We start from the raw sequence: 24,392 nt of genomic DNA, 5'->3' as shown, positions 1-24,392 counted from the left end.
GCGCCGCGGCGGAGGTCAGTGCTCGCGGAACTGCGGCCAGTCGCTCCCCGGCGCCATGCGGGCGTGCAGCGCGCTCTTGGCGATCTCCATCGACGGATACGTGCCCGCGGCACCGTCCGCGCCCGCCATCGTCACGGTGTATCCGCCATCGTCCTTTCGGATGCTTCCGGCGACGCCCGATGTGCCATAGGCGACCCAGAGGGCGTGGTGCGTCTGCGTGGTGCTCATCGCGATCTCCTTTCGGTGCTTCCGCGACCGACGCTACGCCGGGGCGCGCCCGGATACCAGGGTCCGCGGCGCTCGCGCCCGACCCGGTAACCTGGGAGACCACCCTTCCCTCCGTAGCTCAGGGGACAGAGCGAGCGGCTTCTACCCGCAAGGTCGGGGGTTCGAATCCTCCCGGAGGGGCGACGGGCTCGGCGTCACGGCCGAGCCCGCTGTCTGGGGCGTCAATAGGATGGAGCACATGGTGGGGGCATCCGACAACGACCGACTCGTCTGGATCGACTGCGAGATGACAGGGCTCGACCTCGCGGTCGACGAACTGGTCGAGATCGCGGTCGTGGTGACCGACTTCGAACTGCGCCCTCTCGACCCCGGATTCCACATCGTGATCAGACCCGACGCGTCGGCGCTCGAGAACATGAGCGAGTTCGTGACCAACATGCACCGTCACTCCGGGCTCCTCGACGAGATCCCCGGCGGCGTGAGCGTGGCCGACGCCGAGTTCCAGGTCCTGGAGTACATCCAGCGGTTCGTGCCGCAGGAAGGCAAGGCGCCGCTCGCCGGCAACACGATCGGCACCGACCGCATGTTCCTCGCGAAGTACATGCCCCGGGTCGACCGCTGGCTGCACTACCGCAACGTGGACGTGTCGAGCATCAAGGAGCTCTCGCGGCGCTGGTACCCCCGCGCGTACATCCACGCGCCGGCCAAGGACGGCGGCCACCGGGCCCTCGCCGACATCCTCGAGTCCATCCGCGAACTGGCGTACTACCGTCAGGCGGTCTTCGTGCCCGAGCCGGGTCCGACCAGCGATGGTGCGCGGGCGGTCGCGGCCTCCATCGTGTCGTCGTTCGCCCCCGAGATGTGAGAGAATCTTCTGGTTGCCCGCGCAGGCGGGAGACATGGTGGGTATAGCTCAGTTGGTAGAGCACCTGGTTGTGGTCCAGGGGGCCGCGGGTTCAAGTCCCGTTACTCACCCCAGTTCCGACGATCGGGGCGCACGGCGTGCGCCCCGATCGCATTCACGCGAGGCATCATGATGGAGATGGATGCCGCGACCTTCGAGCAGCTCGTGATCGACGAGCTCGACGCCCTCCCCGACGACATGGTCGGAGGGCTCGACAACGTCGTCTTCGTGGTCGAGGATCGCCCAGAGGACGGCAGCCTCGACCTGCTGGGGCTGTACGACGGGTGGGCCCTGACCGAGCGGGAGCGGTACGGCATCGGCGAGCTGCCGGATCGCATCATCGTCTACCGCGAGTCGCATCTGGCGGCCTGCGACGACGAGAACGCGCTGCGTGACGAGGTCCACACCACGCTGGTGCATGAGATCGCCCACTTCTACGGCATCGACGACGACCGGCTTCACGAGCTGGGGTGGGCGTGATGACGCCGATCACGACCCCGGCCGTCGACGAGCGGACCGATCTCGACGGAAGGACCGACCCCGCGCGCCCCTGGCAGACCGTCGTATGGGACGACCCGGTGAACCTCATGAGCTATGTGACGCACGTATTCCGCGAGTACTTCGGGTTCCCCCGCGCCGAAGCGGAGCGCCTGATGCTCGCCGTCCACAACGAGGGCCACGCCGTCGTCGCCGAAGGACCCCGCGAGAAGATGGAGATGCACGCGCAGGCCATGCACGACTACGGCTTGTGGGCCACGGTTCGGCAGGCTCCCCGATGAGCGCGCGCATCGTGGTGCTCGAACTCTCGCGCATCGAGGCCGCGCACCTGGCGCGCCTCGTCGTCCAGTTCGGCGAGCTCCTGCAGGACTCGATCGGCGACGACGGCGATCCGGCCATCGCGCGGCTCGTGCCCGCCGCCTACGACGACGAGGAGGCGGCACGCGAGTTCCGACGGCTCACCGAGGCGGATCTCCTCGACCGGCGGCGCGACGACGCCGAGCGCGTGCTCGAAACGCTCGGCGACTCAGCGTCCCTTCCCGAGGATCTCGACGACCCCGCGCTGCTGGAACAGGTGCACATCCGGCTCGATCCGCTGAGTGCGCAAGCCTGGCTGCGGACGCTCGCCGCGATCCGCCTGGTCCTCGCGAGCCGCCTCGGCATCGAGGTCGCCGAGGATCACGACCCCGACGATCCCCACTTCGGCATCTACGACTGGCTCGGATACCGGCTCGACGGTCTCGTCGCCGCCGTCGACGTCGACTGAATCGCCCGGACCGCGCCCGCAGGCGGATGGGCGCGTGCCGGTCACGGCACCGCGAACACGTGCGTGGCGAGCCGCGTGGGCTCGTCGCGCCGGAGGTGGCGCTCCTCCTGCCGGGCCCATCGCTCCCAGTGGGGTCGGTACGCCTCGCCGTCACGGGTGAGGGCGCGATGTCGCCGGGATGCCGTCGGCGATTCGAGCCACACCCGCACGTCGCCGAGACCCGCCGTCGCGGGGGTCAGGATCCCGACGCCCTCCACGATCAGCGGCAGTGCCGGATCCACCGCATGAGCCTCGGCCGGAACGCCCGCCTGCCAGTCCCATCTCTGCCATACCCCGATGAGCCCGCGGGCGTGCGGCACGAGGATCTGCTCCCGCGCAAGCCCCACCCCCTCGTCCAGACCGTCCCATCCCGGGTAGAGGGAGTCGAGTGCGACCGACTGCACGCGCCCCGCCAGCGGCCACCGTGCGACGAGAGCACGTGCGAGGGATGACTTGCCCGCACCGCTGCGGCCGTCGATGAGGACGACGGGGTTGGATGCCGCGACAGCCGTCACCGCGCGGACCAGGTGGCCCACCGCGGCATCGAGTGCCGTCGCGACCGGGTCCGCGCTACTTCTTGAGGGCGCGGATGACACGGCTGAGCGCGCGACCGGCGAAGAATACGAACGGCACGGCCACGGTGAGCAGCGCCACGATGTTCGGCTCGAACCGCAGATCGTCGCCGCGGCGGATGTACGCGCCGATCGGGATCGCGTAGCCTCCCCCGCCCCCGCCGCCGTTGCCGGCCTCGTCCGAGCCGCCGCCGAATCCTGACCACGTCAGCGCGACGGGGATGAGACGGATGCCGTCGACATCCTGCTGGTCGCCGTACGCGCTCCTGACGCCGAGCTCCGCCGATTGCTTGCCGAGTTCCAGTGCGATGTTGGGCATGCGTCAACGGTAGCGGGCGCAGGCTCGGCTGCACACCCGTGCCGTCACTCCGAGTCCAGACGCGGCGCCGGCCGGCTGGACGGCAATCCGGCGCCGCCACGGGTCCTGCCGAGGAGCGTCGCCCGTGTGATGACGCCGCGGCCGAACTTCTCGGCGGCGCCGTCGAGGGCGTCCTCGACGCGGCGCCACTCCTCGTCGTCGTCCCACAGCGCCGGCATCGCGGCTCCGGCCGGGCGCAGCCGCTCGCCGCGCACGCCGATCAGGCGCACCGGCATCGTCCGCTCCAGGGACGAGAAGAGCTCGTACGCGGCATCGCCGATGCGCTGGCCCACCGCGGTCGGCTCCGGCAGCGTCTGCGAGCGCGAGATCGTCGTGAAGTCCGCGAAGCGCACCTTGATCGCGATCGTGGAGGCTTCCCAGCCGCCGCTGCGCAGTCGTGCCCCCACGCGGTCGGCGAGCCGCCGCAACTCGGCGCGGAGGATCGCCTCGTCGGCGATGTCGTGGTGAAAGGTCTCTTCGTGCCCGACGCTCTTCTCGACCCGGCGCGTGTCGACCTCGCGCGCGTCGATGCCGCGGGCGAGATGCCAGACGCGGTCGCCCATGGCGTTGCCGAGCGCGCGGTCGAGGACTCCGCGCGGCGTCTCGAGCACGTCGGCGATGGTGCGGATGCCGCAGGCCTCGAGCGCCTCGGCGGCCTTCGGCCCGACGCCCCACAGCGCGCGCACCGGCCGCGGCGCGAGGAAGGCCGCCGTGTCGGCTTCGGGCACGATCAGCATCCCGTCGGGCTTGCTGATGGTCGAGGCCATCTTCGCCACGTGCTTGGTGGCCGCGGCGCCGACGCTGCACGTGATGCCCGTCTCGTCGCGGACCCGCTGGCGGAGCATCCGTGCGATCACGCCCGGGCTCCCCCACAGCCGCCGCGCCCCCCGTACGTCGAGGAAGGCCTCATCGATCGAGAGCGGCTCGACCAGCGGGGTGATGTCGCGGAAGATCCGCATGACCTGAGTCGACACCTCGAGGTAGCGGTCGAAGTGCGGCAGCACCACGATCGCCGTAGGGCACAGGCGCAGTGCCTGACCGACCGGCATCGCAGACCGGACGCCGAACCGCCGTGCCTCGTACGAGGCGCTCGAGACCACCGAGCGACCGTCGGGCGCTCCGATGATGATCGGCTTGCCGCGCAGCGACGGGTCGTCGAGCTGCTCCACGGACGCGTAGAACGCGTCCATGTCGACATGGAGGATGCCGGCTCCGCTGTCGTCGGCACCTTCGGGTGAGACGATCCGGCCCGTTCCGTCGCCGCGTCCCATGGTCCTATTCTCGCGCCACCCGCCGACACGGCGGGACGCGCTCGATTCCGGTCAGGACCCGGCGCGCTCCAGGATCAGCTCGCGCACCCGCGCGGCGTCGGCCTGCCCCTTCATCGCCTTCATGACGGCGCCGATGATCGCGCCGGCGGCCTGGACCTTGCCGTCGCGGATCTTCTCGAGCACGTCCGGCTGCGAGGCGAGGGCGTCGTCGATGGCGGCGATGAGCGGACCGTCGTCAGAGACGACGGCGAGTCCGCGCGCATCGACCACCTCCTGCGGCGATCCCTCGCCGGCGATGACCCCCTCCAGCACCTGGCGCGCGAGCTTGTCGGTCAAGGTGCCCGAATCCACCAGTGCCTGCAGCGCTGCGACGTGGGCAGGCGCGACGAGGTCGGAGGCCTCACGGCCCTCGGCGTTGGCGACTCGGGCGATCTCGCCCGTCCACCACTTGCGCGCGGCGGCCGGCGACGCCCCCGCGGCGATCGTCGCCTCGACCTCGGCGAGCACGCCGCCGTTCGCGACGTCCTGGAACTCCAGGTCGGTGAAGCCCCAGTCCGCCTTCAGCCGGCGACGCCGGGCCGCGGGCGGCTCCGGGAGCGCCGCACGCAGCTGCTCGATCAGCTCGGGCGCCGGGACGACGGGCAGCAGGTCGGGCTCGGGGAAGTACCGGTAGTCGTCGGCGTCCGACTTGGGGCGACCCGGCGACGTCGTGCCGGTGTCCTCATGCCAGTGACGGGTCTCCTGAGTGATCGTGCCGCCGGCCGCGAGGATCGCGGCCTGGCGCTGGATCTCGTAGCGCACCGCGCGCTCGACCGACCGCATCGAGTTGACGTTCTTCGTCTCGGTGCGGGTGCCGAGCGGCGCCGGGGGCTCACCCGCCGCGGCGCGAGGACGCAGCGACACGTTCGCGTCGCAGCGGAGGTTGCCGCGCTCCATGCGTGCATCCGAGATGCCGAGAGCGAGCACGATGTCACGGATCGTCTGCACGTACGCCTTCGCCACCTCGGGTGCGCGATGCTCGGTGTCGAAGATCGGCTTGGTGACGATCTCGACGAGCGGCACGCCGGCGCGGTTGTAGTCGACGAGCGAGTACTCGGCGCCCTGGATGCGGCCGGTCGAGCCGCCGACGTGCGTCAGCTTTCCGGCATCCTCCTCCATGTGCGCACGCTCGATCGGCACCACCACGACGGTGCCGTCGGCGAGCTCCACCTCGACCTCGCCCTCGAACGCGATGGGCTCGTCGTACTGCGAGATCTGGTAGTTCTTGCCGAGGTCCGGGTAGAAGTAGTTCTTGCGGGCGAACCGGCTCGACGGCGCGATGGAGCAGCCGAGGGCAAGGCCCAGGCTGATCGACGAGCGCACGGCGGTCTCGTTGACGACGGGCAGCGACCCCGGCAGGCCCATGTCGACCGGCGCGACGAGCGTGTTCGGGAGGGCGCCGTGGTTCGCGGAGTTCGCGGGATTCGCCGCGCCCGAGAACATCTTGGTCTCGGTGTTGAGCTCGACGTGCACCTCGAACCCGAGGACCGGCTCGAACAGCTCGAGCGCCTTGTCGAAGTCCATCAACTTGTCCTTCGCCATCAGCGGGCGCCTCCGTTCGAGCCGAGCATCGAGTGGGTGAGCTGCGGCGCCCGGTCGAGCAGCGGCGCGCCCCACGAGTCGACGAGGATCGCCTCGAGGGCAGCACCGACGCGGTACAGGCGCACGTCTTCGCGCGCCGGTGCCAGGAACTGGATGCCGACCGGAAGGCCGTCCTCGGCCGCGATGCCTGACGGGATCGAGATGCCGGGCACGCCGGCGAGGTTCGCGGGGATCGTCGTCACGTCGTTCAGATACATCTGAAGCGGGTCGTCGATCTTCTCGCCGAGCTTGAACGCCGTGGTCGGCGCCGACGGCGTCGCGATGACGTCGACCCGCGCGAACGCCTCGTCGAAGTCGCGCTGGATGAGCGTGCGCACCTTCTGCGCGGAGCCGTAGTAGGCGTCGTAGTAGCCGGCCGACAGCGCATACGTGCCGAGGATGATGCGGCGCTTGACCTCGTCGCCGAACCCGGCGTCGCGGGTGGCGGCCATGACGTCCTCGACGGTCCCGCCCGGCACGTCGACGCGCAGCCCGAAGCGCACCGAATCGAACTTCGCCAGGTTGCTGGATGCCTCGGCCGGGAGGATCAGGTAGTACGCGGCGACGCCGTACTCGAAGTGCGGCGCACTGATCTCGACGAGCTCGGCACCGGCCGCCTCCATCGCGGCGAGAGCCGCGCGGAACGACTCCGACACGCCGCGCTGGAAGCCGCTGTCGGGCAGCTCGGTGATGACGCCCACCTTGAGGCCCTTGAGCACGTCGCCGGTGGCCCCCTCGCGGGCGGCCGCCGCGAACGACGGCCATTCGTGCACGAGCGAGGTCGAGTCGTGCGGGTCGTGGCCCGCGATCACGTCGTGCAGCAGGCCCGAGTCGAGGACCGTGCGCGTCACCGGCCCCACCTGGTCCAGCGACGACGCGAGCGCGATCGCGCCGTAGCGGCTCACGCCGCCGTAGGTCGGCTTGACCCCCACGGTCCCCGTGACGTGCGCGGGCTGGCGGATCGAGCCGCCGGTGTCGGATCCGAGCGCGAGCGGCGCCTCGAACGCCGCCACGGCGGCGGCCGAACCGCCTCCCGAGCCACCGGGGATCCGCTCCAGATCCCACGGGTTGCGGGTGGGGCCGAACGCGGAGTGCTCGGTCGACGAGCCCATCGCGAACTCGTCCATGTTCGTCTTGCCGAGCGGCACGAGGCCGGCGGCGCGGCTGCGGGCGACCACGGTCGCGTCGTACGGCGACAGGTAGCCCTCGAGGATCCGCGAGCCGCTCGTCGACGGCATGTCGGTGGTCACGAGCACGTCCTTGATCGCGAGCGGCACGCCGGCGACCGGACCCAGCTCCTCGCCTGCGGCGCGACGGCGGTCGATGTCGGCCGCGACCTCCAGGGCGTGGTCGCTCACGTGGAGGAACGCGTGGATGTCGCCGTCGACGGCTTCGATGCGGTCGAGGTGGGCCTGGGTGGCTTCCACGCTCGAGACCTCGCCGGCGGCGAGCTTGCCGGCGAGCGCGGCGGCGCTCAGCCTCGTCAGATCGGTCACGTCGGTCCCTTACTGCTCTTCGCCGAGGATGGCGGTGACGCGGAAACGGCCGTCGGCGGCATCCGGTGCGTTCTGAAGCACCTGCGCCGGAGTGAGCTGGTCTCCCACGACGTCCGAGCGGTACACGTTCTGCAGGGCGATGGGGTGGCTCGTGGCCGGCACGTCGGGCGTAGCCACCTCCGACACCTTCGCGATGTTGTCGACGATCACGTCGAGCTGCCCCGTGAGGCGCTCGACCTCCTCGTCGCTCAGCTGGATCCTGGCGAGCACACCGAGATGGCGCACGAGATCGGGGGTGATTTCAGACACCCGGACAGTCTAGTTGGGAGCGGGGCCGGCCCCGACTGGCCCCGGCCCGGTTGGGAGCGGGGCCGGCCCCGACTGGCCCCGGCCCGGTTGGGAGCGGGGCCGGCCCCGACTGGCCCCGGCCCGGTTGGGAGCGGGGCCGGCCCCGACTGGCCCCGGCCCACCCCGGCGTAGGCTGATCGCGTGACGACCTACGACCCGCCGCGCCCCTGGATCGCCAGCTACGCCGAAGGGGTTCCGCGCGACCTCGCACCCGTCACCGGCTCTCTCGTCGACATCGTGGCGGCATCCGCGCGCGACTATCCGGATGCCCCGGCCCTGCAGTTCTTCGGACGCACGACGTCGTACCGCTCGCTGCACGAACAGATCGAGCGCGCGGCTGCGGGGCTCCGCGACCTGGGTGTCAAGGCGGGCGACCCGGTCGCGATCGTGCTGCCGAACTGCCCGCAGCACATCGTCGCCTTCTACGCGATCCTGCGCCTCGGGGCGGTGGTGATCGAGCACAACCCCCTCTACACGCCGCGCGAGCTGCGCAAGCAGTTCGAGGATCACGGCGCGAAGCACGCGATCGTGTGGACCAAGGTGGTGAAGACCATCCAGGAGTTCCCCGCAGACCTCGCCGTCTCCGCACTGGTGTCGGTCGACATCACCCGGGCGATGCCGCTCGGCACGCGCCTGGCGCTGAAGCTCCCGGTCGCGAAGGCCCGCGAGGCGCGCGACGCGCTGCACGCACGGGTGAGCGGCACCGTGCCGTGGGAGGACGTGGTCGGCACCGCGCCGCTTCCGTCGACGCACCCCTCGCCGGCCACCGACGACCTCGCGCTGATCCAGTACACCAGCGGCACCACGGGCACCCCCAAGGGCGCGTCGCTGACGCATCGCAACCTGCTCTCCAACGCCGCGCAGGCGCGGGCGTGGGTGCCGTCGATCGTGCGCGGCGACGGATGCGTCGTCTACGCGGTGCTGCCGATGTTCCACGCCTACGGACTCACGCTGTGCCTGACGTTCGCGATGTCGATGGGCGCCCGCCTCGTGCTGTTCCCGCGATTCGATCCCGACATGGTGCTCGAGGTGACCGAGAAGCACCCCGCGACGTTCCTCCCGCTCGTTCCGCCCATCGCGGACCGGCTGCTGAAGGTGGCGCAGGAGAAGGGTGTATCCCTGGCGGGAACCCAGGTCGCGATCTCGGGCGCGATGGCGCTTCCGCACGAGCTCGTGGTGCCGTTCGAGGCCGCCTCGGGCGGCTACCTCGTCGAGGGCTACGGCCTGAGCGAGTGCTCCCCCGTGCTCATGGCGAACCCCGTCGCCGACAACCGCGTGCCCGGGACGGTCGGGTTGCCGCTTCCCGGCACCGAATGCCGCGTCGTCGACCCCGACGACCCCACGACCGACGTGCCGCCGGGTGAACGCGGCGAGCTGGTGGTGCGCGGGCCGCAGGTGTTCAGCGGCTACTACGGCAAGCCCGAAGAGACCGAGGCGGTCTTCGTCGACGGCTGGTACCGCACCGGCGACATCGTCACGATCGACGACGCCGGCTTCGTGCGGATCGTCGACCGCATCAAGGAGCTCATCATCACGGGCGGGTTCAACGTCGCGCCGACCGAGGTCGAGAGCGTGCTCCGGCAGCACCCGCGGGTCGAGGACGCCGCCGTCGTGGGGCTGCCGGACGAGCACTCGGGCGAAGAGGTCGTCGCCGCCATCGTCGCCTCACCGGGCGAAGAGATCGACGTCGAGGCCGTCCGCGAGTTCGCGCGCGGCATCCTGACGCCGTACAAAGTGCCGCGGCGCGTGTTCGTCGTGGACGAGCTGCCGAAGTCGCTGATCGGCAAGGTGCTGCGCCGTCAGGTGCGAGAGCGCCTGCTGACGCTCACGACCGGACGATAGCGCGGCTCAGCCCGCCAGCCCGTCGCGAGCCACCGCGACCGCATAGGGGTGCAGTGTCGCCGCGAAGACTCCGCCCGACACGCCGGGATCGGCATCCATCACCGCGCGCGCCGCGCGCTCGTCGTCGGCTTCGAAGATCGTGATCCCGAAAGTGCCGCCCTCCTCCTGCGTGCGCCCGGCGAGGATCAGGATGCCGCGATCGCGCAGGCCGACCAGATACTCGAAATGCGCGGCGACGACATCCTGTTCCGCCGCGGTAGGTGCGGTCACCATCTCGGGTCGCGTCGGCACGAGGCGGTAGAGCCACTCGCTCATAGGTCGCTCACCCCTCGTCCGGGACGAGTGCGTCGAGGGCTTCGGGTCCCTGCGTGACCAGGATGTGGAACTGCGCGGCGTCCAGGATGCGGATGCCGAGGTCCTCGGCCTTCGCGAGCTTCGAGCCGGCACCCGGTCCGGCGGCGACGAAATCGGTCTTCTTCGACACGCTCGAGGCGGCCTTGCCGCCCGCGTTGATGATCGCCTCCTGCGCCCCCTCACGCGTATAGCCGTCCAGTGAGCCGGTCGCGACCACGGTGAGCCCGTCGAGCACACCGCCGCCGGCGGCGGCGGCACCGGGGCCGGGGTGCCCGGGCGTCGCCAGCTGGGCGCCCGCGGTCTGCCACCGCGCGACGATGTCGCGGTGCCAGTCGACCTCGAACCAGTCGCCGAGCGAGTCGGCGATGATCCCGCCCACCCCCTCGACGCCGGCGAGCTCGTCGCGGCTCGCTGCCCGAATCGCCTCGACGGATCCGAACCACTGGGCGAGAGCCCGCGCGGCCACCGGGCCGACGTGGCGGATGTTGAGGGCCACCAGGAACCGCCACAGCTCCTTCGTCTTGGCGCGCTCGAGCTGGTCGAGCAGTGTGAGCGCCTGAGCCGAGGGCTGCGGTGCCGTCAGTCCCGCCTTCTTCTCGGCGGCACTCGGGTGGCGGCGGAACGGCGCGCGGCGCACCGGCTCACCGGTCTTCTCGTCGACTCGCGGTTCGCCGGTCTCGGCATCCCGCACGACGACCTCGATCGGCACGAGCTGCTCGATCGTGAGGTCGAACAGTGCCGCCTCGGTCTCGAGCGGCGGCGTCTCGGGAACCGACGGCTGCGTCAGTGCGGCCGCCGTCACCTCGCCGAGCGCCTCGATGTCGAGCGCGCCGCGCGAGCCGATGTGCTCGACGCGCCCCCGCACCTGAGCCGGGCAGGCGCGCGTGTTGGGGCAGCGCAGATCGATGTCGCCCTCCTTGGCGGGCGCCAGCGGGGACCCGCACTCGGGGCATTCGGACGGCATCACGAACTCGCGCTCGCTGCCGTCGCGCAGCTCGACGACGGGGCCGAGGATCTCGGGGATGACGTCGCCCGCCTTGCGGAGCACGACGGTGTCGCCGATCAGCACGCCCTTTGCGCGGACGACGTCCTGGTTGTGGAGGGTCGCCTGCCTCACGACGGATCCCGCGACGCGCGCCGGGGCCATCACCGCGAACGGCGTCGCACGCCCGGTGCGCCCGACCGACACGACGATGTCGAGGAGCTTCGTGTTGACCTGCTCGGGCGGGTACTTGTACGCGATCGCCCACCGCGGCGCACGGCTGGTGGCGCCGAGCTCGCCGTGGAGATCGAGCTCGTCGACCTTGACCACGACGCCGTCGATCTCGTGCTCGACCGCGTGACGGTGCTCGCGGTAGTGCTCCACGAACTCGAGCACGCCCTCGATGTCGTCGGCGGTGCGGAAGTACGGGCTCGTCGGCAGACCCCACTCGGCCAGCAGCGCATAGATCTCGCTCTGCGACGACACCGGCGGACGACTCCACGCGCCGATCCCGTGGACGAACAGCCGCAGCGAGTCCAGCCGCGCGCGACCGGCCTCCAGCTCGAGCCCGTCCTTCTTGTCGAGCTGCTGACGCAGCCCGCCCGACGCGGCGTTGCGCGGGTTCGCGAACGCGGGGAAGCGCCGTTCGGCGCTCAAGCGCGCCTTCGCCTCGTCGAACGCGCGGCTGCGGGCGCGTGCCTCGTCGACCGCACGTTCGCGCATGTCGGCCTGCAGCGCGTTGAGCCCTTCGAACGCCTTGACCGGGATGAAGACCTCGCCCCGGATCTCGACGAGGTCGGGGTGTCCGGTGCCGGTGAGGCGCTGAGGGATGCCGGGCACGCGGACCGCGTTCATGGTGACGTCTTCGCCGACCCGGCCGTCGCCGCGCGTGGCCGCCGAGGTGAGGACGCCGCGCTCGTAGCGCAGGCTGATCGCGAGGCCGTCGATCTTGAGCTCGGTGAGCCAGCGCACGTCGCGCCCGGCGGCGGCCTTCGTCTTGACGCACCAGTCCCGCAGCTCGTCGGCGCTGAACACGTTGTCGAGGCTCAGCATGCGCTCGGCGTGCTCCACCGGCGCGAACATCGAGCTCTCGGCCGCGCCCACCGTCTGCGTGGGCGAGTCCTGCCCCTGCAGCTCGGGGTGCAGGCGCTCGAGCTCTTCGAGCCGGTGCATCCAGGCGTCGTACGTCGCGTCGTCGACGATCTCGGCGTTGCGCCCGTAGTAGGCGTCCCGGGCGTCGAGGATGCGCTCGGTCAGCTGCGCGGCCTCCGTGCGCGCGGACCCCAGGCCGGGATCGTCTGGCAGGGCCACGTCTGCGTCATCGGTCACCCCGCCAGTCTAGGAGCGGCCTCCGACGCCGGCGGGAGCGATGAGGCGCCGACGGGCACCGCCGACACGGTGCGGTCGATGGTGAACTGCCCGACCACCCGCGTGCCGTCGTAGAGCACCGCCGTCTGCCCGGGCGCGACGCCGTCGAACGGCGTCGCGGGCACGACGGTGAGCAGACCGTCCGCGAGCGTCGCGCGAGCCGGCACCGGATCGGCGTGCGCGCGGATCTGCACGTCGCACGCGAACTCCGCCGACTCCGGCGCGCGCCCCGCCCACGAGTACCGCTCCCCCGCGATCTCGGCGGTCGCGAGTGCCTCCTTGGGGCCGACCACGACGGTGTTCGAGACCGGCCGCACCTCGAGCACGAATCGCGGCTTGCCGTCGGAGGCGGGCACCCCCAGCTGCAGGCCGCGGCGCTGTCCGACCGTGAAGGCGTGGGCTCCCTCGTGCGAGCCGATGACGGCGCCCGTGCGGTCGACGATCTCGCCGCGCTCGGCACCGACCCGCTCGGCCAGCCAGCCGCGGGTGTCGCCGTCGGGGATGAAGCAGATGTCGTGGCTGTCGGGCTTGTGCGCGACGGTGAGCCCGCGGGCCTCCGCCTCGGCGCGGACCACGGCCTTGGACGGGGTCGAGCCGAGCGGGAAGTACGTGTGCGCGAGCTGCTCGGCGTTCAGCACGCCCAGCACGTACGACTGGTCCTTCGCGGCGTCGGACGCGCGGTGGAGCTCCCGTCCGTCCGGGCCGTCGACCAGGGTCGCGTAGTGGCCCGTGCACACGGCGTCGAAGCCCAGCTCGATCGCGCGCTCGAGGAGCGCGGCGAACTTGATCTTCTCGTTGCAGCGCATGCACGGATTCGGCGTGCGCCCGGCGCGGTACTCGGCGACGAAGTCGTCGATCACGTCGTCGCGGAAGCGCTCCGAGAAGTCCCACACGTAGAACGGGATGCCGAGGCGGTCGGCCGCTCGGCGCGCGTCCATGGCGTCCTCGATCGTGCAGCACCCGCGGCTGCCGGTCCGCAGCGTGCCGCCCGCGCGCGAGAGCGCGAGGTGCACGCCGACGACGTCGTGCCCGGCCTCGACGGCCCGCGCCGCAGCCACGGCCGAGTCGACGCCGCCGCTCATGGCCGCAAGGATCCTCATGGGTCCAGTCTACGAACCGGCGCCTGTACGGGCCCCGGACGCGGCTCGCGCCCGCTCGACGACCCCGGGCAGCACCACGAGCACCGCATCCACGTCGGCCTCATCGGTGGTGCGGCCCAGCGTGAAGCGCAGCACCTGGCGGGCTTCGGCATCCGTCCGCCCCATCGCGAGCACGACATGGGACGGCTCGGGCACGCCCGCCTGGCAGGCCGAGCCCGTCGAGACCGCGGCGCCCTCGCGGTCGAGCAGGAACAGCAGCGTCTCGCCCCACGCGCCGGGGAAGAGCATGTGCGCGTTGCCCGGCACGCGCTCGATCGGATCGCCGAGCAGCTCGGCATCCGGGATCGCCACGAGGATGCCGTGTACGAGGCGCTGTCGCAGTGCGGCGAGCCGGGCCGCCTCCGTCTCACGCTCGGCCGCCGCCAGCTCGGCCGCGACAGCGAAAGCCGCGGCCCCGGCGACGTCCTGCGTTCCGGCCCGCAGGCGCCGCTGCTGGCCGCCGCCGTGGAGCAGCGCCGACAGCTCGGCCTCGCGGGCCACCACCAGTGCGCCCACTCCCGCGGGCCCGCCGATCTTGTGCGCCGAGACGCTCAGGGCGACCAGTCCCGAACGGCCGCGCGCGCCGCCTCGCCAGTCGCGGAACGACACCGGCACATGTCCGAACGCGGCCACGGCGTCCAGGTGCAGCGGCACCGAGGCATCCGTCGCCGCGGCCGCCAGCGCGCCCGCGTCGTTGACCGTGCCGACCTCGTTGTTCGCGACCAGCGCCGTCGCCAGCGCGGCGCCCGGAAGCGACGAGGCGAAGGCCTCCGCGTCGATGCGGCCGGCATCGTCGAGCCCGACCGCGCGAACGTGCGCGCCGTGCTCGGCGAGCCAGGCGACGGCGTCCAGGGTCGCATGGTGCTCGCCGTCGGGCAGGACCACCGTGTCGGCATCCGCCGCCCGCCCCCACCACAGCCCCTTGACGGCGAGGTTGACCGCCTCGGTCCCGCCCGAGGTGAGGACGACCTCGATGGGTTCGCAGTCCAGCGTTGCGGCGAGGCGCTCGCGCGCTTCCTCGAGCACGCGGCGCGCCTGCTGACCCGGCCCGTGGATCGACGACGCGTTCCCGACGCGCTGAGCGGCCTCCAGCCACGCGTCCCGCGCCTCGGGGCGCAGCGGCGTGGTCGCCGCGTGATCGAGGTACACCGTCATCCCCACCTCCCTCACGCGCGCTCCCGGCGGGTGCCTCCGTGTTCCGGTGTCCGGGGAACCGGGTCCCGTAACGCCTGCGACTCACGCCATGGTTATGGTAGTCCGCATGTCCCGTCCGGAGTCCGCCGCTGCGACCCTCCCCGCCCTCGGTCTGCTCAGCCCCGAACTCGACCGGCTCGGCGTCGAACTCGGACCCCACGGCGCCACGCTGCGGGTGTGGTCCTCCGCCGCGGACTCGGTGGAGCTCGTGGTGTTCGACGACACCGATCTGGATTGGATCACCGACACGGTGCCGCTGTCGGACGTCGGCGGCGGGGTCTGGGAGGTCGAGACGCCCCTGCTGCGACCCGGCACCCGGTACGCCGTGCGCGTCGACGGGCCGCACAGTCCCGGCAACACGTTCAACCGCGGCACGCTCCTCGTGGAGCCGTACACGCGCGGACTCGTGCGCAGCGGATACGACGGGTGGCGGTCTGTCGTCGTCGACGGCTCGTTCGACTGGGGCGGCGTCGCCAAACCCGCCGTCCCGATGGATCGGACGGTGCTCTACGAAGGTCACCTCAAGGGCCTGTCCAAGCGGCACCCCGACGTTCCCGGCGCTCTGCGCGGCACGTACGCGGGGCTCGCCCATCCGGCGATGGTGCAGCACTTCCTCGACCTCGGCATCACGAGCATCGAACTGCTGCCGATCCACGCGTTCACGACCGAGCCGCGACTGCTGCAGCACGGGCTCGCCAACTACTGGGGCTACAACAGCGTCAACTTCTTCACGCCCCACGCCGCCTACGCGACCGAGGCGGCGCAGCGCCAGGGTCCGGAGGCGGTGCTGCGCGAGTTCAAGGGCATGGTGCGGCTGCTGCACGAGGCGGGGCTCGAGGTGATCCTCGACGTGGTGTACAACCACACCTCCGAAGAGGGCATCGGCGGCCCGCGGTCGAGTCTGCGGGGCCTCGACAACCGCGCGTACTACCGCCAGGACGACGACGGCGCCTACATCGACGTCACCGGCTGCGGCAACTCGGTGAACACCGCGACGGATGCCGCGGCCCGCCTCGTGCTGGACTCGCTGCGCTACTGGGCCGAGGAGGTGCAGATCGACGGCTTCCGCTTCGACCTCGCCGCCACGCTCGGCCGCGACGCGCACCACGACTTCACGCCCGACCATCCGCTGCTGCGCGCGATCATCGAGGATCCGGCGCTGGCCGGCGTGAAGAAGATCGCCGAGCCGTGGGACGTCGGGATGGGCGGATGGCAGACCGGCAACTTCGGCGAAGGCTGGACCGAGTGGAACGACCGCTACCGCGACCGCGTCCGCAATTTCTGGCTCAGCGACGTCGACTACGCGCGCCGCGCCTCGACGTCGCCGGTGGGGATCGGCGGCTTCGCGACGCGCCTCGCCGGATCGGCGAACACCTTCAGCGCGCAGCGCGGCCCGCTCGCCGGCGTCAACTTCGTCACCGCGCACGACGGGTTCACGCTGCGCGACCTGGTGAGCTACGACGTCAAGCACAACCTCGGCAACGGCGAGCAGAACCGCGACGGCGCCGACACCAACCGCTCGTTCAATCACGGTGCGGAGGGTCCGACCGACGACGCGGGCATCCTCGCGACGCGCCGGAAGGCGATGCGCAACCTCCTCGGCACGCTCCTGCTGTCGGCAGGCGTCCCGATGCTCACGGCCGGCGACGAGTTCGCGCGGTCGCAGCGCGGCAACAACAACGCCTACTGCCACGACACGCCGCTGACCTGGCTGTCGTGGCAGCACGCGCCGTGGCAGCGCGATCTGTACGCGCACGTACGTCACCTGCTGCGGCTGCGCCGCGACAACCCGGCGCTGCGCCCCATCCGCTTCGCACGCCTGGGCGAGCACACGCCCTCGGCATCCGTCATGGAGTGGTACGACGAGAACGGCGAGACCATGTCGATCGAGCGCTGGACGGATCCCGCGCATCGAACGCTCCAGTACGTCGCAGCGTCGACGCCGGAGGTGGAGGACTTCAACCGCATCCTCCTCATGGTCCACGGCAACGAGCGGCCCACCGAGGTCACGCTGCCCGAGGTGGAGGACGTCACACGGTTCGTCTCGCTGTGGTCGAGCGAGGACGAGACGCCGAACACCGACGGCCCGGCCCTGCACCCGGGCGAGGTCGTACCGCTCGCCGGCACCTCGATGCGTCTGTTCCGCGCCGAATGAGTCGGCGCCGCCCGTCACGTCGCTGTCGCCCCGCGCGGCGCCGCGATAGGTTCGACACGTGGTGACGACGACGCGCTCGACGCGCTCCCGCCCCTGGCGCAGCGCCTCAGCCATCCCTGTCCGAGCGGCCCGACCCTGGCAGCCCGAACGCGACACGGCCGCGCCCCGCGTGCCGCTCGCGAGGCCCGCGCCGAGCGTCCCGTGGGGCCGCTACCGCCCCAAGGCCTTCGCGGGCGAGGTCGTGCCCTTCCGCGTCACGGCCTTCCGGGAGGGGCACGATCGCATCGGCGTGCAGGTACGGCTGTTCTCACCGTCGGGCGACGAGTCGCTGCACCGCCTCGCCCCGCTCGATGACGGCTACGACCGGTGGGAGGCCCGCGTCGCCCTCCTCGAGCAGGGCGTGTGGCGCTTCCGCTTCGAGTCGTTCGCCGACGACTTCGTCACGTGGGAGCACGCGGCTTCCCTGAAGATCCCCGCGGGGGTGGATGCCGCCCTCATGCGCGAGCTCGGGGCTATCCTGTTCGATCGGGCCGGTGCCGAGAAGTCCCGGCCGGCCGCGCAGCGTCGCACCCTCGCCGAGGCGGCGCGAAGGCTGCGGGACTCCGCCCTCGGCGACGTCGAGGCGCTCGCGACCGTCGAGGACCCCGCGATCGCCGAGTACTTCCGCGAGCGGCCGCTCATGTCGCTCGTCACGCTCGGCGACGACCTCGACCTGCTGGTCGAGCGGGAACGCGCCGGCGTCGGCGCCTGGTACGAGTTCTTCCCGCGGTCCGAGGGTGCGAAGCGCCTGCGGGACGGCACCATCAAGAGCGGCACGTTCCGGACGGCCATGAAGCGCCTGCCGGGCGTCGCGGCGATGGGCTTCGACGTGCTGTACCTGCCGCCGATCCACCCGATCGGCACCGAGAACCGCAAGGGGCGCAACAACACGCTCGACCCGCAGCCGGGCGACCCCGGCTCGCCGTGGGCGATCGGTTCCGCCGCGGGCGGGCACGACACCGTGCACCCGGATCTGGGCACCCTGGCGGATTTCCGCGCCTTCGTCCGCGCCGCCCGAGCCGAGGGCATCGAAGTCGCGCTCGACCTCGCCCTGCAGGCGGCCCCGGATCATCCCTGGGTGACCGCGCATCCGGAGTGGTTCACGACACTCCCCGACGGCTCGATCGCCTACGCCGAGAATCCGCCCAAGAAGTACCAGGACATCTACCCGGTCAACTTCGACGACGATCCCGAGGGGATCCGCGCCGAAGTGCTGCGCGTCGTACGGCACTGGATCGCCCAGGGCGTGAAGGTGTTCCGCGTCGACAACCCGCACACCAAGCCCCTCCAGTTCTGGGAGTGGCTGATCCGCGAGGTCAACGCCGCCGACCCCGACGTCGTGTTCCTCGCCGAGGCGTTCACCCGGCCGGCTCCGCTGCAGTCGCTCGCCGCGGCCGGGTTCCAGCAGAGCTACACGTACTTCACGTGGCGCAACACCAAGGCCGAGCTCGAGGAGTTCCTCTCGGGCCTCGCGCACGACACGGCCGACTTCCTGCGACCGAATCTGTTCGTCAACACCCCCGACATCCTCACCGAGTACCTGCAGTTCGGCGGGCGTCCGGCGTACCGCATCCGCGCCGCGATCGCGGCGACCGCGGCACCCACGTACGGCGTGTACGCCGGCTACGAGCTCTACGAGAACGTCGCGCGCCCGGGCTCGGAAGAGAACATCGACAACGAGAAGTACGAGTACAAGCTGCGCGACTGGGCGGGCGCCGTCGAGCACGGCGATTCGCTCGCCCCGTACCTGACGAAGCTCAACGAGATCCGCCGCGCGCACCCTGCGCTGCGCCAGCTGCGCAACCTCTCGATCCACTGGAGCGACGACGACGCCATCCTCGTGTACGCCAAGCACCTCGACGCCTCGGTGTCGCCGGACGGGCGCGCCGACACCGTGATCGTCGTGGTCAACACCGACCCGCACTCGGTGCGCCAGACCATGGTGCACCTCGACACGCGCGTCTGGGGCGTCGCCCCCGGCGAGCCGTACGAGGTCGAGGACCTCGTCACCGGCGCGCAGTGGACGTGGTCCGATCACAACTACGTGATGCTCGACGCGTTCACCGAGCCGGTGCACATCCTCCACGTGAAGGAGCAGCGGTGACGCCCACCGACCAGGTCCTCGACGCCGTCGCGGCGGGCGCGCACCACGATCCGCACGCCGTGCTCGGCATCCACCCCGGCGACGACGGGGAAGGCGGCTCGTTGTGGACGATCCGCGCGCGGCGACCGCTCGCGCACAGCGTGACGGCAGTGTTCGACGACGGCACCCGGGCTCCGCTCGAGCATGTGCGCGCCGGGATCTGGGAGGGTACCCGCGCGGGCGCGCCGCGTCCGTACCAGGTGGTCACGACGTACCCGCAAGGACCCGACCACGTCGCAGACGACCCGTACCGGCACTCCCCCACGCTGGGCGAGCTCGACCTCCACCTCATCGCCGAAGGGCGCCACGAGGAGCTGTGGCGCGTGCTGGGCGCCCACGTGCGCGAGCACGGCGGGTCGGCGGGGACGGCGTTCGCGGTGTGGGCGCCGAACGCACGCGCGGTGCGCGTCGTGGGCGACTTCAACGACTGGGACGGTCAGGGTCACGCCATGCGCTCCATGGGCGGCAGCGGCGTCTGGGAGCTCTTCGTGCCCGGCGTCGGCGCAGGCTCGACGTACAAGTTCGAGCTGCTGAGCCGACGCGGCGACTGGGTGCTGAAGGCCGACCCGATGGCACGGTTCGCCGAGGTGCCGCCGGCCACGGCATCCGTCGTCGTCGAGTCGTCCTACTCGTGGCAGGACAGGGCGTGGATGGCCGAGCGGGCGCGCTCGACCCCGGTCTCGCGTCCGATGTCGGTGTACGAGCTTCACCTCGGGTCGTGGCGCCAAGGCCTCGGATACCGCGAGGTCGCGGATCCGCTCATCGAGTACGTCACCGCCCAGGGCTTCACGCATGTCGAGTTCCTCCCGCTCGCCGAGCATCCCTTCGGCGGCTCGTGGGGATACCAGGTCACCGGCTACTACGCGCCCACCAGCCGCTTCGGGCACCCCGACGATCTGCGCCACCTCATCGACCGCCTCCATCAGGCCGGCATCGGCGTGATCATGGACTGGGTGCCGGGACACTTCCCCAAGGACGCCTTCGCCCTCGCGCGCTTCGACGGCGAGCCGCTCTACGAGCACGGGGATCCCCGGCGCGGCGAGCACCGCGACTGGGGGACGTACATCTTCGACTACGGTCGCCGCGAGGTGCGCAACTTCCTCGTCGCCAACGCGCTGTACTGGTTCGAGGAGTTCCACGTCGACGGCCTGCGCGTGGACGCCGTCGCCTCGATGCTCTACCTCGACTACTCGCGCGAGGACGGCGAGTGGGTGCCGAACGTCCATGGCGGACGCGAGAACCTCGAGGCCATCCACTTCCTGCAGGAGGTCAACGCGACCGCGTACAAGCGCTACCCCGGCATCGCGATGATCGCCGAGGAGTCCACCAGCTTCCCCGGCGTCACCGCCCCCACGAACCAGGCGGGCCTCGGCTTCGGGTTCAAGTGGAACATGGGGTGGATGAACGACTCGCTGCAGTACATCAAGCGCGACCCGCTGTACCGCTCCCACCACGAGGGCGAGCTGTCGTTCTCGTTCGTCTACGCCTTCAGCGAGAACTACGTGCTGCCGATCAGCCACGACGAGGTCGTGCACGGCAAGGGCAGCCTCTTCTCACGGATGCCGGGCGATCACTGGCAGAAGCTCGCCAACATGCGGGCGTTCCTCGCGTACATGTGGGGGCACCCGGGCAAGCAGCTGCTGTTCATGGGCCAGGAGTTCGGCCAGCTCTCGGAGTGGTCCGAAGCCCGCTCGCTGGAGTGGTGGCTGCTCGACCAGCCGGCCCACGCGCAGCTCCACGGCTTCGTCGCATCGCTCAACCGGGCCTACCGCGACCACTCGGCGCTGTGGGCGCGCGACAGCGACGGCGGCGCCTTCACGCGCCTGGGCGCACCGGGGTGGAACCCCAATGTGGTCGCCTTCGCCCGGCGGGACTGGCACGGCAACTCCGTCGTCGTGGCCGCCAACTTCTCGGGATCGCCGATCACCGCCTACGAACTGGACCTGCCCGAACGCGGCGTGTGGCACGAGATCCTCAACACCGACGCCCGTGAGTTCGGCGGATCGGGAGTGGGCAACATGGGCGTCGTCCACGCCGGCGACGGCGGTCGCGCGTCGCTGATCCTGCCGCCGCTGGGCGTGCTGTGGCTGCGTCACGACCCGGAGGCCCACATCCCGTCGCCCACGCGGGGCTGAGCGGGGCGCCCAGCGTCGGTCTCGCGATGCGCGTCGCCCGGACGCGCGTCAGAACAGCAGGGACGCCAGGCGGCCTCGCGCCGCGATCACGCGCGGGTCGGTGTCGCCCACGAGCGCGAACAGGTCGAGCAGGCGCTCGCGCACCGGCGCGCGCTCCTCGGCGGGGAGCTGGGCGAACAGGTCGAGCAGGCGACCGAAGGCGTCTTCGACGTGACCGCCGGCGAGATCCAGGTCGGCCACGGCGAACTGCGCGTCGACGTCGGTGGGAGCCGCCGCGGCGGCGGCGCGAGCAGCCTGCAGGTCGAGGCCCTGCACGCGGTCGAGCAGGCGCACCTGGCCGAGGCCGGCGCGCGCCTCGGCGTCGCGGGGGTTCTCGGCGAGAGCCTTCTCGTACGCCGCGATCGCACGCGGGTAGTCGCCGGACTCGATCGCCTCGAAGGCCTCGGCATGAAGCGGAGGAAGCGGGGGTTCGGCGGGCGCCTCTTCGGGCTCCGGCTCGCCGTCGACGGTCGCCGAGCCGGTCACGCCGTTCTGCGCCGCCAGCTGCAGCAGCTGCGCGAACACCTCGCGCACCTGCTGCTCGGGGACGGCGCCGGTGAACAGCGGCACCGGCTGGCCGCCGACGAGGGCGACGACCATCGGGATCGACTGCGCGCGGAACGCCTGCGAGAGCTGGGGGTTGGCGTCGACATCCACCTTCGCCAGCACGAGGCGTCCGCCCAGTTCCGTCACCACGCGCTCCAGCACGGGGCTGAGCTGCTTGCACGGGGCGCACCACTCGGCCCACAGGTCGATCACCACGGGAACCGTGCGCGACAGCTCGAGCACCTGCGCGAACGTCTCGTCGGTGACGTCCATCACCAGGGACGGCACGGCGACGCCGGAACCGGTACCGGCGGCATCCGTTCCCGCCGGCGGGTCGGCCGGGCGGTTGCGCAGCGTGGACAGATCCACCGCGCCACGCAGGGCGGCGCCGAGGGTCGGATCGCTCACTTGATCACCTTCGCGTCGAGGATGTCGGAGGAGTACGCCAGGAGCCGGATCTTCTCATCCGATCCCGGGCCGGGCACGTAGAAGAACACCTGGTCGCTGAACGTGGTCACGAACCCGGTGGCCGACTGCTCCGCCCCGGACAGCGTCTTGACGGTCGGGCTCTTGTCGAGCTTGATGACGGCGTCGGGGTTCGTCGGCTTGACGGTGTCGAGCTCGTGGATGTTGACGGCCACGATCGCACCACTCTCGACGGTCGCCAGGGCGAACGGCGACTGCGCACCGGGGGTCGCCGAGAACTCGAGGCTTCCGGTCGACGCGGCCGTGGTGTTGAAGTCGTCGAGGCGTCGCTGCCGGTCGGCGATGATGCTCACCCGCAGCTGGTCGCTCTCGGCATCGAACAGGTTGTGGAACTCGCTGTCCTCACCCTTGTTGATGACGTCCGCGTAAGCCGCGGCGACCTGGTCGGGGGGCAAGAGGAGGAACGGCGAGTCCGGCTCGACCTGAGGCGCCCCGATGTACCAGGGCGCGAGCGCCGGAAGCGACGTGGACGCCTCGAGGCTCCCGATGTACGACAGCCGGTAGTCCGACCAGGCGTCCTGCTGGGTCATCACCATGATGCTCGAGGTCTTCGACTCGTCGTCGTCGGCGACCGCGATGACCGATCGGGGCCAGCCGTCGCGCGCCTCGGGCAGGATGATCTCGAGCGGCTTGGCGACGATGGGCGCCGGCACCTGGTAGTCGGCGATCGCGGAACGCAGCTTGTAGTTCGTGTCGCGGGCTGCCAGCGCGGCACCCTCCAGGCGCGTCTCGGCCAGATCGCCGTCGAGGGCGGCGTCCGCATCGGCGACGGTGTCGGCGATGCGCGAGAGGATGCGCTCGGCCTGCGCCTTCGTCACCGCAGGCGCGTGCTGGCCTTCGGGTGCGATGACCGTCTCGGTCGGCGTCGGGGTCGGCGTGGGCGCGAGCTGCGGCCAGGCATCCGCCGAGCAGCCTGCGAACAGCAGAGCGGAGACGGCGACGGCGGGGATCACGGCGAACGCCCGGCGACCGGTCACCGAACGGCGGGTGGGCGGGCTGGAGCTGATGACGCCCTTGTCGGGGTCGTCGATCGCAATGTCGATGGGCTCGGTCACGGGCACCGGCAGACCCTTGCGCCGCGGCCCGCGCGAGCGCCGGGCGTGTCGGATGCCGAGGATGTACAGGAGCACGCCGACGGCCATCAGGATGCCGCCGCCGACGACCAGCGGACCGGCCCACGGTGTCGACGTCTGCAGCGGCCAGGTCACGCTGACCGTGGCGGGCGCGGGGGCCGTCCCGTCAGCGGCGATCAGCACGCTCATCTCGTCGGGAAGCTGGAGCGGCGCGATGAGGATGTCGCTCTGCCGGTACTCGTCGAGCCACAGGTCGGAGCCCATGGGGCTGCGGCCGGGCTCGGCGCCGGCCTCGGGGTCGGCATCCGTCGATCCCTCGGCGGGGGCAGGACTCGCCTCGGACGTCTCCGCGTCGTCGGCGGGCTCGACGACCTCGGGCTCGACGAGGTCCGTCTCGACCGTGCCCTCGCCGTCCACGGTGACATGGTTGTACTCGGAGTCCGAGAGCCAGGCCTGCATGTCGGCGGTACGGCCGTACGACGCGAAGATCTCACCCTCGCCCTGCGCGCGCAGGGTCTGAGTGCCGGGGAGCTGGTTGAGCACCGCGCCGTCGATGAGGAGGAACGGGGCCTCGTCTTCGACCGAGATCGCGGTGGTCTCGGTCCTGGGTCCCTGGAAGACCGTGCGCTGAGCCAGGCCCGCACCGATCATCACGGTGGCGAGCACGAATGCCGCCACGGCCCACACGAAACGCACGAAGTTCACCTTTCCCGGGACGCGCAGGCAGCGCGCACCCTTCGATTCGACATTTCAGACTAGCGAACACGACCTGAAAGGGGCCCGGGAGGCACCATTCC

The 24,392-nt window shown here is 71.4% G+C and carries 21 protein-coding genes and 2 tRNA genes; 10 read left to right on the top strand and 13 right to left on the bottom strand.

Annotation, left to right across the window (positions count from 1 at the left end; all coding sequences use genetic code 11):
• Positions 1-15: 15 nt before the first annotated feature.
• A complete protein-coding gene (locus tag IM778_RS07820) occupies positions 16-228 on the bottom strand; it encodes a methyltransferase (protein ID WP_194411450.1) in 213 nt (70 codons plus the stop codon).
• Positions 229-335: 107 nt separating this feature from the next.
• On the opposite strand from IM778_RS07820, the gene IM778_RS07815 reads away from it, so the two are divergent.
• From IM778_RS07815 to IM778_RS07790, 6 genes are all read left to right on the top strand, one after another.
• Positions 336-408 (top strand) — tRNA-Arg (locus IM778_RS07815).
• A 58-nt stretch (positions 409-466) separates the two neighbouring features.
• Positions 467-1,093: an oligoribonuclease gene (gene orn / locus IM778_RS07810; RefSeq protein WP_194411449.1), complete on the top strand. Its 627-nt coding sequence runs from the start codon at positions 467-469 to the stop codon at positions 1,091-1,093.
• A 37-nt stretch (positions 1,094-1,130) separates the two neighbouring features.
• Positions 1,131-1,206: transfer RNA gene (locus IM778_RS07805), tRNA-His, on the top strand.
• A gap of 64 nt (positions 1,207-1,270) precedes the next feature.
• Entirely contained in the window at positions 1,271-1,612 is a 342-nt protein-coding gene (locus IM778_RS07800; protein ID WP_194411448.1) for a metallopeptidase family protein, read from the top strand.
• The gene (gene clpS / locus IM778_RS07795; RefSeq protein WP_194411447.1) at positions 1,612-1,911 is read left to right on the top strand and encodes an ATP-dependent Clp protease adapter ClpS; all 300 of its coding nucleotides are present in this window, start codon (positions 1,612-1,614) and stop codon (positions 1,909-1,911) included. The genes IM778_RS07800 and clpS overlap by 1 nt, the downstream gene beginning before the upstream one ends.
• Positions 1,908-2,396: a DUF2017 family protein gene (locus IM778_RS07790; RefSeq protein ID WP_194411446.1), complete on the top strand. Its 489-nt coding sequence runs from the start codon at positions 1,908-1,910 to the stop codon at positions 2,394-2,396. The genes clpS and IM778_RS07790 overlap by 4 nt, the downstream gene beginning before the upstream one ends.
• Positions 2,397-2,437: 41 nt before the next feature.
• Here IM778_RS07790 and IM778_RS07785 read toward each other — a convergent pair whose 3' ends face one another.
• Genes IM778_RS07785 through gatC form a run of 6 tightly spaced genes read right to left on the bottom strand, consistent with a single transcriptional unit; the run spans position 2,438 to position 8,061 of the window.
• Positions 2,438-2,962 (bottom strand): nucleoside/nucleotide kinase family protein, encoded by a 525-nt coding sequence (locus tag IM778_RS07785; protein WP_194411777.1) that lies wholly within the window; start codon positions 2,960-2,962, stop codon positions 2,438-2,440.
• A gap of 43 nt (positions 2,963-3,005) precedes the next feature.
• Positions 3,006-3,326, bottom strand: a complete 321-nt coding sequence (locus tag IM778_RS07780; RefSeq protein ID WP_194411445.1) for a hypothetical protein — start codon at positions 3,324-3,326, stop codon at positions 3,006-3,008.
• Positions 3,327-3,370: 44 nt separating this feature from the next.
• On the bottom strand, positions 3,371-4,636 hold the full coding sequence (locus IM778_RS07775; RefSeq protein WP_194411444.1) for a DNA polymerase IV: 1,266 nt from the start codon (positions 4,634-4,636) through the stop codon (positions 3,371-3,373).
• A 51-nt stretch (positions 4,637-4,687) separates the two neighbouring features.
• Positions 4,688-6,217, bottom strand: a complete 1,530-nt coding sequence (gatB, locus tag IM778_RS07770) for an Asp-tRNA(Asn)/Glu-tRNA(Gln) amidotransferase subunit GatB (protein ID WP_194411443.1) — start codon at positions 6,215-6,217, stop codon at positions 4,688-4,690.
• The gene (gatA, locus tag IM778_RS07765; RefSeq protein WP_194411442.1) at positions 6,217-7,752 is read right to left on the bottom strand and encodes an Asp-tRNA(Asn)/Glu-tRNA(Gln) amidotransferase subunit GatA; all 1,536 of its coding nucleotides are present in this window, start codon (positions 7,750-7,752) and stop codon (positions 6,217-6,219) included. The genes gatB and gatA overlap by 1 nt, the downstream gene beginning before the upstream one ends.
• A 9-nt stretch (positions 7,753-7,761) precedes the next feature.
• Positions 7,762-8,061, bottom strand: a complete 300-nt coding sequence (gatC, locus tag IM778_RS07760) for an Asp-tRNA(Asn)/Glu-tRNA(Gln) amidotransferase subunit GatC (protein WP_194411441.1) — start codon at positions 8,059-8,061, stop codon at positions 7,762-7,764.
• 180 nt (positions 8,062-8,241) lie between these two features.
• Here gatC and IM778_RS07755 point away from each other — a divergent pair, with 180 nt between their 5' ends.
• Entirely contained in the window at positions 8,242-9,942 is a 1,701-nt protein-coding gene (locus tag IM778_RS07755; RefSeq protein WP_194411440.1) for a long-chain-fatty-acid--CoA ligase, read from the top strand.
• Between the two features lie 6 nt (positions 9,943-9,948).
• Here IM778_RS07755 and IM778_RS07750 read toward each other — a convergent pair whose 3' ends face one another.
• The 4 genes from IM778_RS07750 to IM778_RS07735 are packed head-to-tail and all read right to left on the bottom strand — an operon-like array spanning position 9,949 to position 14,940.
• Entirely contained in the window at positions 9,949-10,257 is a 309-nt protein-coding gene (locus IM778_RS07750; protein WP_194411439.1) for a YciI family protein, read from the bottom strand.
• A 7-nt stretch (positions 10,258-10,264) separates the two neighbouring features.
• On the bottom strand, positions 10,265-12,607 hold the full coding sequence (gene ligA / locus IM778_RS07745) for an NAD-dependent DNA ligase LigA (protein ID WP_228484803.1): 2,343 nt from the start codon (positions 12,605-12,607) through the stop codon (positions 10,265-10,267).
• Entirely contained in the window at positions 12,604-13,746 is a 1,143-nt protein-coding gene (mnmA, locus tag IM778_RS07740; protein ID WP_194411438.1) for a tRNA 2-thiouridine(34) synthase MnmA, read from the bottom strand. Before mnmA ends, ligA begins: the two co-directional genes overlap by 4 nt.
• A gap of 9 nt (positions 13,747-13,755) precedes the next feature.
• Positions 13,756-14,940: a cysteine desulfurase family protein gene (locus tag IM778_RS07735; RefSeq protein WP_194411437.1), complete on the bottom strand. Its 1,185-nt coding sequence runs from the start codon at positions 14,938-14,940 to the stop codon at positions 13,756-13,758.
• Between the two features lie 106 nt (positions 14,941-15,046).
• Here IM778_RS07735 and glgX point away from each other — a divergent pair, with 106 nt between their 5' ends.
• From glgX to glgB, 3 genes are read left to right on the top strand one after another with little or no spacing between them, the layout of a single operon-like run.
• Positions 15,047-17,134: a glycogen debranching protein GlgX gene (glgX, locus tag IM778_RS07730; protein WP_228484802.1), complete on the top strand. Its 2,088-nt coding sequence runs from the start codon at positions 15,047-15,049 to the stop codon at positions 17,132-17,134.
• Positions 17,135-17,192: 58 nt separating this feature from the next.
• The gene (locus tag IM778_RS07725) at positions 17,193-19,277 is read left to right on the top strand and encodes a maltotransferase domain-containing protein (RefSeq protein ID WP_194411436.1); all 2,085 of its coding nucleotides are present in this window, start codon (positions 17,193-17,195) and stop codon (positions 19,275-19,277) included.
• A complete protein-coding gene (gene glgB, locus IM778_RS07720; RefSeq protein WP_194411435.1) occupies positions 19,274-21,451 on the top strand; it encodes a 1,4-alpha-glucan branching protein GlgB in 2,178 nt (725 codons plus the stop codon). Before IM778_RS07725 ends, glgB begins: the two co-directional genes overlap by 4 nt.
• A 48-nt stretch (positions 21,452-21,499) precedes the next feature.
• On the opposite strand, the gene IM778_RS07715 is transcribed toward glgB, so the two are convergent.
• Both IM778_RS07715 and IM778_RS07710 read right to left on the bottom strand, forming a co-directional pair.
• Positions 21,500-22,444 carry a tetratricopeptide repeat protein gene (locus IM778_RS07715; protein ID WP_194411434.1) on the bottom strand — a complete coding sequence of 315 codons (945 nt, stop codon included), beginning with the start codon at positions 22,442-22,444 and terminating at the stop codon, positions 21,500-21,502.
• Positions 22,441-24,291, bottom strand: coding sequence for a DUF8094 domain-containing protein (locus tag IM778_RS07710; RefSeq protein ID WP_194411433.1), 1,851 nt, complete (start codon positions 24,289-24,291; stop codon positions 22,441-22,443). The genes IM778_RS07715 and IM778_RS07710 overlap by 4 nt, the downstream gene beginning before the upstream one ends.
• Between the last annotated feature and the right edge of the window lie 101 nt (positions 24,292-24,392).

This window comes from Microbacterium cremeum, from assembly GCF_015277855.1.
In the GTDB taxonomy this organism is placed as follows: domain Bacteria; phylum Actinomycetota; class Actinomycetes; order Actinomycetales; family Microbacteriaceae; genus Microbacterium; species Microbacterium cremeum.
This window is presented reverse-complemented; position numbering and strand designations above follow the sequence as displayed.